Below are 4,611 nucleotides of genomic sequence, written 5' to 3'. Positions count from 1 at the left end.
TGTCATCCCGAGCGTGGCGAGGGATCTCGCCCTTTTGCATCGCACCTCGGGACGGTGGTCTTTATCGGCTTGCCGGAGTGAAAAGAGGCTGGAATATGACCGACTTGCGTTCTCCGCTGCTCTCCGTGGCGGTGTATACTTACAACCAGGAAAAGTTGGCGACCGAGACGTTGGACAGCCTGCTGGCGGACGACGCCCTGTTTGCCCTTCCCGGCGGAGTCGAGCTGGTCGTGTCGGACGACTGCTCGACCGACGGCACGGTGCGAGCGGTTTCGTCTTGGATGGAACGGCGCGGAGGCTCGTTCTTCTCCTGCAGGCTGCTGACGGGCGAGAGAAACGAGGGCCCGGTGCGCAACTACACGAGGGCGGTCCGTGCCTGCGATGGCGAGATAGTCAAGCCGCTCGCGGGCGACGACCTCTTCTGCCCGCAGGGGCTGCGCGACTCGGTGCTGGAGATGGCGGGGTCGCCCGACGTTTCTGTGGCCTTCGGCAGGATAGCCCCTTTTAGAGAGGGTGTTGACTCGGCCTCGAAGGGCTGGTCCGCCGAACAGAGGCGATTCTTCGCCGAGGACGCGCGGGGGCAGTTTAAGACACTGATCTCCTGCGACCCTCTGCCCGCGCCGGGAGTCCTGTTCAGGCGAACCCTGTTCGAGGAGCTTCGCCTGTGGGATCACGGCTTCTTCTGGATGGAGGACTGGCCTTTTTGGCTGCTGGCGACTGCCGCCGGACATCGCATTGTCGGGCTTGACCGGACCGTCGTGCGCTACCGAATTCACGCCGGGTCGCTAAGTCAGAGGATGAACGCCCCCGGCAGGGAGAGGGTTCGGCGAGGCATGAGCGCGGACCGGCGGCTGATGTACGACAGGATAGTTCTGCCGCGGATGATGGAGCTGCCGCCCGCGTTGCGTCACCATGCTCGCTTGAGGCGTTTCTTCTTCGCGTGGCTGGAGAGGACTCGGTACCCGGCTCTGGTACACTGGGCGAGGGAGCTGTCGCTCCTTATCGACCCTTACAGGATGGGGCTCAAGCTGAAGGGGCTTTTGAACCGGAATGATCGACCGGCAGGCATTGAAGGGGGGCGTGGACGTGAGGTTGTTTGAGTTTCCGGTCCGCAGGACGGACGACCCGGATGAGGGGCGGCTTCAGTTCATAGAGGCGGAGAGGCACGTTCCCTTCCCGGTCAGGCGGGTCTACTTCTCGACGGGAGCGCGCGCGGGTTGCGTTAGAGGCAAGCACGCCCACAGGGCGCTCGAGCAGGTTCTGATCTGCGTTCACGGCGAGATAAGAGTGATGCTGGAGGAGGGGGGGGAGAGGTCGACCTGTGTCCTTGACGACCCGGCGGTCGGGCTCTTCGTCGGGCCGATGACCTGGCACACGATGACCTGGATGAAGGACGACAGCGTGCTGCTGGTGCTCGCCTCCGACTACTACGACGAGGCGGACTACATCCGGGACTACGACGAGTTCCTGCGTATCTCCGGGAGTGCGCCATGAGGATCCCTTTCAACGTCCTGAAGCCCGCATTCGAGGCGCACGCGGCGGAGTACGAGGCGGCTGCGCTGCGCGTGCTGCGTTCCGGCTGGTATGTGCTGGGCGAGGAGGTCGAGGCGTTCGAGCGGGAGTTCGCAGGTTACACTGGCGCGTCCCGTTGCGTGGGCGTGAACTCCGGTCTGGACGCCCTGACGCTCGCGGTGAGGGTGCTCGGCATAGGCCCGGGCGACGAGGTGATAGTGCAGGCCAACGCCTACATAGCCACCCTGCTGTCCATAACGGCCAACGGGGCGACCCCCGTCCTGGTGGAGCCGGACGAGTACCACGGGCTGGACGTCGAGCTCGCGGAGGCAGCGGTCACAGGCCGAACCAGGGCGCTGATGCCGGTGCACCTGTACGGCCAGCCGTGCGACATGGACGGCATCATGAAGATCGCAAAGCGCCACGGGCTGGCAGTGATAGAGGACTGCGCGCAGAGTCACGGGGCCGTGTGGAGAGGCAGGAGGACAGGCTCGCTAGGGACGATAGGATGCTTCAGCTTCTTCCCGACCAAGAACCTCGGGGCCTTCGGCGACGCGGGGGCGGTTGCGACGGACGACGAGGCCCTCGCGGACAGGATAAGGGTGCTGAGGAACTACGGTTCCAGGGAGAAGTACGTCAACGAGGTGGAGGGTGTGAACTCCCGCCTGGACGAGATGCAGGCAGCGCTGCTTCGGGTGAGGCTGAAATATCTGGAAGAGATAACGGCGGAGCGCCGGATGGCCGCGAGTCTCTACACGGACCTGCTGCGCGACTCGCCCGTCCGGACTCCCGGCATCAGGCCGGGGGGGACGCACGTATTCCACCTTTACGTGGTCGAATGCGAGCACAGGGACGCCATGAGAGAGCACCTCTCATCACTCGGGATCGGAACCGCGATACACTACCCGGTGCCGCCGCACCTCTCGGGGGCGTACAAAAGCCTTGGGCACGGAAGAGGAGGCTTCCCCGCGGCGGAACGGCTCGCCGACAGGGTGCTGAGCCTGCCCCTGTACGCCGGGATAGGTCGGGCCGAGATCGGCGCTGTTTGCGACGCCATCGGCTCTTTCAGGCCATGAGCGCCTCCCCGTTGCTTGTGGTGCGCCGCCACATCACCAAGTTCCTCCGCAGCCTCCGAGGCCGTATCAACCTCTTGAGGGCCCGCCTTGGCGCTTGGTGGGAGGGGACGGACCTGTCCGTCGGGAAGGGCGTGCGCTTCTACCAGAGGACGATCGTCAGCGGGGAGGGAGCCGTCAGGATAGGCGGCAGATCGACCCTGGGCTACCCGATAGGCGGCGGCTTCCACTCGTCCTGTTGCGAACTTCAGGCGCGCTACCCCGGGGCGAGGATAACCCTGGGGGATTACGTCGCCGTCAACAACGGTCTGCTGATCATATCGGCGGAGAGGGTCGATATCGGTGACGGATGCCTGATCGGCGGGGGCGTCCAGATACTGGACTTCGACGCCCACGGTATCGCGCCTGGCGAGCGCAGGGCCAGCATCGGCCGGGTAGCCCCGGTGACACTGGGTAAGAACGTGTGGGTAGGCAACGGCGCGATCATCCTTAAGGGGACCGGGATAGGCGATGACTCGATAGTCGCCGCCGGGTCGGTGGTCGCGGGTGGCGACTTCCCGGGCGGCGTGATAATAGCGGGCAACCCGGCTCGCGTCGTGGCGGAGCTGGAACGGTCGGACGGAAGGGAGGCGTGACTATCCCTTTGAAGGTCGTGCAGATTCTTCCGGAGCTTGACGAGGGCGGCGTGGAGAGGCACGTGCTCTGGCTCGCCAACGGACTGGAGGAGAGAGGGCACGGGGTGACCGTGGTCTCGGCCGGGGGGAGGCTGGAGGCCGAGCTGACCGGAGCGGAGCATGTCCGGCTGCCGGTCCACCTGAAGAACCCGGCGACCGCGGCCTGGGCGGCGGCCCGGATCGCGCGCCTGGCCGTCAAGCGCAACATTCAAGTCCTGCATGCCCACTCTCGGGTCCCGGCGTGGATCGCCTGGTGGGCGTCGCGGATTTCGGGCGTGCCCTGGGTGGTCACCTGCCACGCCTTCTACAGCAAAAACGCGGGGATCATCCCCTATCGGCGCGCACGCACCGTCATCTGCGTCAGCGAGGCGGTACGGGACTACTTCGCCGATCTGCTTCCGGGCGCGGATCTGCGAGTGATCTACAACGGCCTGCCCCCCTCCGGGCATCGGTGGACAAGGCCGAACGAGGCTCGGCTGCTGTTCATCGGCAGGCTCACCCCTCTGAAGGGGCTTGACACCGCGCTGGAGGCTCTTGCGCGGGTCGCGGGCGACTGGCGGCTGGACGTCGCGGGCGACGGCCCGCAGATGGAGGAGCTTCGTCGCACGGCCAACCGGCTGGGGATAGCGGACAGGGTGACCTTTCACGGACACGTGGACGACCCGGAGCTGTGGCTGAGCCGCTGCTCCTGCCTGCTCTTCCCATCTCGGCAGGAGGGGATGGGGCAGGTGCTGATGAGGGCCGTGCGGATGGGGGTTCCGGTGCTGGCGTCGGACATACCTGCGGTTCGCGAGCTCGCCCTGTCGCCCGAGGGCCTGACCCCGCCGGGCGACGTCGAGGCGTGGCGCTCGGCCATCGCGAGATTTCTGGAGAATGGAGAATCGGTCGCTCGTTTCGACGCGCGAAGGATCCCGACGATCGAGGAGATGACCGATGCGCTGCTGGACGTGTACGGCGAGGCGGCCCGGCGGCAGGGGGTCCTGTCCTGTCGTCGGTGACAACGGGAGGTGTCGACCAAGTGACGGAATTACGTAAAAAGCCGCGAACACAGAACAGCGGGGCGGGTCTCTTCCTTCGGGCCTTTCTCTTCTTCTGGACCGACCCGGAGAGAAATTTCCGCCGCTGCAGGAGAGGGCAGTACCTCGGGCTGATAAGGCTGATGAACGAGTACGGCTTCGCCTACGACGAGGAGGATCGGAGGGTTTACTTCAGCCAGTACGGCCAGGACAAGTTCGTGGCCGAGCACCTCTTCCCCGGGATGATGGACGGAGTCTTCGTCGACGTGGGGGCTTACGACGGAGTGACTATCAGCAACTCCTGCTTCTTCGAGAGGGAGATGGGGTGGACAGGAC

At 65.5% G+C, this 4,611-nt stretch carries 5 protein-coding genes and 1 pseudogene; all 6 read left to right on the top strand.

Annotation, left to right across the window (positions count from 1 at the left end; translation table 11 throughout):
- Positions 1–95: 95 nt before the first annotated feature.
- Positions 96–1,100, top strand: a complete 1,005-nt coding sequence (locus tag GX181_05965) for a glycosyltransferase (protein ID NLM71484.1) — start codon at positions 96–98, stop codon at positions 1,098–1,100.
- Positions 1,051–1,494 (top strand): WxcM-like domain-containing protein, encoded by a 444-nt coding sequence (locus GX181_05960; protein ID NLM71483.1) that lies wholly within the window; start codon positions 1,051–1,053, stop codon positions 1,492–1,494. The genes GX181_05965 and GX181_05960 overlap by 50 nt, the downstream gene beginning before the upstream one ends.
- On the top strand, positions 1,491–2,588 hold the full coding sequence (locus tag GX181_05955; GenBank protein NLM71482.1) for a DegT/DnrJ/EryC1/StrS family aminotransferase: 1,098 nt from the start codon (positions 1,491–1,493) through the stop codon (positions 2,586–2,588). The genes GX181_05960 and GX181_05955 overlap by 4 nt, the downstream gene beginning before the upstream one ends.
- Complete coding sequence (locus GX181_05950; GenBank protein ID NLM71481.1) at positions 2,585–3,220, top strand: acyltransferase; 636 nt, start codon at positions 2,585–2,587, stop codon at positions 3,218–3,220. Before GX181_05955 ends, GX181_05950 begins: the two co-directional genes overlap by 4 nt.
- 8 nt (positions 3,221–3,228) lie before the next feature.
- On the top strand, positions 3,229–4,257 hold the full coding sequence (locus GX181_05945) for a glycosyltransferase family 4 protein (protein NLM71480.1): 1,029 nt from the start codon (positions 3,229–3,231) through the stop codon (positions 4,255–4,257).
- 269 nt (positions 4,258–4,526) lie between these two features.
- A pseudogene (locus GX181_05940) lies at positions 4,527–4,611 on the top strand (FkbM family methyltransferase).

It is taken from the genome of Synergistaceae bacterium (genome assembly GCA_012521675.1).
GTDB lineage: Bacteria > Synergistota > Synergistia > Synergistales > Aminobacteriaceae > JAAYLU01.
The sequence above is the reverse complement of the archived record's forward strand: the minus strand, read 5'-3'. Positions and strand labels throughout refer to the sequence as shown.